This window comes from Nocardia sp. No.11, assembly GCF_038752175.1.
In the GTDB taxonomy this organism is placed as follows: Bacteria; Actinomycetota; Actinomycetes; order Mycobacteriales; family Mycobacteriaceae; genus Nocardia; species Nocardia canadensis.
In genome coordinates, this window is the sequence record NZ_JBCGFB010000243.1 from 1 (window position 1) to 2,679 (window position 2,679).

Annotated in this window: 3 protein-coding genes; 1 reads left to right on the plus strand and 2 read right to left on the minus strand. The window is 69.5% G+C overall.

Annotation, left to right across the window (positions count from 1 at the left end):
• Nucleotides 1–150: 150 nt before the first annotated feature.
• Nucleotides 151–849, minus strand: coding sequence for a hypothetical protein (locus V8688_RS31755; protein ID WP_342802360.1), 699 nt, complete (start codon nt 847–849; stop codon nt 151–153).
• A complete protein-coding gene (locus tag V8688_RS31760) occupies nt 846–1,097 on the minus strand; it encodes a hypothetical protein (RefSeq protein WP_342802361.1) in 252 nt (83 codons plus the stop codon). Before V8688_RS31760 ends, V8688_RS31755 begins: the two co-directional genes overlap by 4 nt.
• Nucleotides 1,098–1,383: 286 nt before the next feature.
• Between V8688_RS31760 and V8688_RS31765 the strand changes: the two genes are divergently transcribed.
• The gene (locus V8688_RS31765; RefSeq protein ID WP_342802362.1) at nt 1,384–2,616 is read left to right on the plus strand and encodes a helix-turn-helix transcriptional regulator; all 1,233 of its coding nucleotides are present in this window, start codon (nt 1,384–1,386) and stop codon (nt 2,614–2,616) included.
• The last annotated feature ends 63 nt before the right edge of the window (nt 2,617–2,679 follow it).

The window sequence follows — 2,679 nt, forward strand, 5'->3', positions numbered from 1 at the left end:
CGGCGGCGGTGGCGGCTGGGTCATCGCTTCCCCCTGGAAGTGTGCGGGTGTTGGCCGGATGATCGCCGGGATATAGCACAGCGTTACGACACAAACGCGCCCCGCCGATGAGGGATTCGACGGGGCGTGCTCGCAAATCAGTGCAGCTGATCAGCTGTTGTACCGGTCGATCGCGGCGAGTCCGCTGGTCTTCGCCGACTTCCAACCGCCGGGGCCGTACGCGATCTCTGTGCGGGCGGGATCGCCATTGACGTCCGCACCAGAGTTGCCGCCCATGGCGCCCGCGTTGCCGTCGGGGCCCGGGGATGCGAGCTGATGCACTTTCACCTCCTCTCGACTCGGTTTGGATGGGACAGGTTTCGAGGCGGCGTGTCCGGCGTCGTTGACCCACCACAGCAGCCCGCCCGCGTACTCCCGGTACTGGACGAGGCGCAGCCGGTGCAGCTCGCCGAGGTAGACGCCGGTCTGGCGAACGTCGTGGCTCAGTAGCGCGGCGAGCTCGTAGACGGTGGTTCCCTGCATCCGCGTCGGCGCCACCGCGGCGAGCGATTCGAGCGTCCACCGCTGGCACCTGGTTAGGGGTGCGTGGTCGTCGACCGCGACCGGGTGCACCTCGGTATCTGCGACGGACAGCGGCACGACGTCGATCGGATCGCCGACGGCGCCGAGCGCTGCCTGTGCATCCGCGTGGAGATCCTCGTCGACGGGTGCGGATGTCATCTGGCGGAGCTGGCCGTAGTCGTCGACCGCCCACCAGGACCCGTCGTCGTGTTGCAACCATCCCGCGGCCATCTGGTCGGCGAGTTCGTCGCCGAGCTGCTGGTCGAAGTGGGAAAGGTCGCCGGTCACCGGAGGGACCTCGCGGCGCGCTCGTCGAGCACCATGCGCCCGGCATCGACGAGGACACGGCAGGCCGCCCGCTTTCGGGCGCAGTGATCGAGCGAGCAGCGCGAATGCCGCTGCCACGCCTGATGCGCGCGGGTGACGCTGAACGGCGCGTCGGGTGCCTCGTGCTGCCAGCTGGTGATCAGCGAGGCGCGGTCGAGTAGGTCGTCGTCGGCGGCGATGAGCGCCGCCATTTCTGGTGATGCAGCCATAGCGCTACCCCCGTGGAAGTGGGTGGAGGGTCACGCCGTCGGGGGTGGCATTGGGGATGACAGCGCCCCGACGGCGCGACGTGACGAAAGTCTTGTCGCCGGGCAACCATCCGCGTGGTGCTCGTGCCCCACCACGTGAGGTGGGGGAATTCCCACCACCTTTCGTCCTGGCCCAGGAGCACCAGTGGACCTATCCTGGTGTGACCTCTTCGCGGAGGAATCGCCCCCGGTCGACGGGCCGGGGGCTTCGCGAAGACGGCCACACCCGCGAAGAGAGCAGGCAGATATGCCGCATTCAGATTCAGATTTCGCCGCTCGCGCTATCGGTGAGCGCATCCAGTCCATCCGCACGCGCTCCGGTAAGACACGGGCGGTGGTGGCCGGTCTCGTAGGGAAGTCCGATGAGTGGCTTCGCGATATCGAGCGGCCCGGCCGATCGGCGAACCCGCCGAGCCTCGAGATGCTGCTCAAGATCGGGCAGGCGCTCGGCGTGCGGGACCTGACCGAGATCACAGGAGATCACCCGTTGCTCGTCGGCGTATCCCGCCGTGCCGGACACCCCGTAGTGCCGGCCATCCGGGAAGCAATCGAAGAGGTCGACCTCGCGCCCGTACCGTCCCCGGTAGCGCCCGCCGAGCTACAGGCGCGGGTGAACCGGGCGTGGCATTTGTGGCACACCTCGGATACGCCGCGGGCGGATGCGGGCGCGCTGCTGCCCCAGCTGATCCGTGACGGCCGTCGGGCCCGGCGCACGCTGACCGGCAAGGAGCGCCGCGCCGCCGCAGCCGCGCTGTCCGGTGCGTACGCGCTGTCCGAGCAGGTGCTCGCGTGGGTCGCTGACGCGCCGCTGTTGTGGCTCGCTGCCGACCGGTGCATGTCCGAGGCTGAGATCGCCGACGATCCGGTGACGCTCGCGGCAGCGTCGTGGGTGCTCGGGAATGTGTGGCGGTCGACCGGCCGCGAGGACGACGCGTACCGGCTGGCGCAGGACGCGGTGTCGCTGCTCGATCCGCGCCTCGACGAGGACGAGGACGCCCGCGCGATGTGGGGCGCGATGCAACTGCACGGCGCAATCACCGCGGCGCGCGTCGGGCACGAGGGTGACGCGCTGCGCGGGATCGACCAGGGCCTCGCGATGGCGCGCGCGCTCGGTCCGGAGCGCACGCACCCGTGGACGCTTTTCGGTGTCGCGAATTCAGAGATCAGCGCGGTGTCGGTGCAAGTCGAGCTGCGCAAGTCGGGCGGCGCGCTGGATGCGGCGAGCATCGTCGATCCGGATTCGATGCCGAGCGTCGACCGGCGGGCGCGCCTGTGGCTCGAAGTGGCACGGGCGTCCAGCTACGGCCGGGATTGGTTCGGCACGCTCGGCGCGCTGCGCACCGCGGCATCGGTGTCCGAGGAGTCGATGCGCTGCCACCCGCTGGCACGCAACCTTGCGGCCGAGCTGGTGACTCACGGCGGGCGGCTGGTCGAGCGCGACTCGCGCGCGCTGGCGACGCGTCTCGGCGTCACGGTCTAACTCCGCGTATATCTACCCTGCCCGCCCATGGAGGATATTGCTGCGCTTAGTATCGAGGAGTGA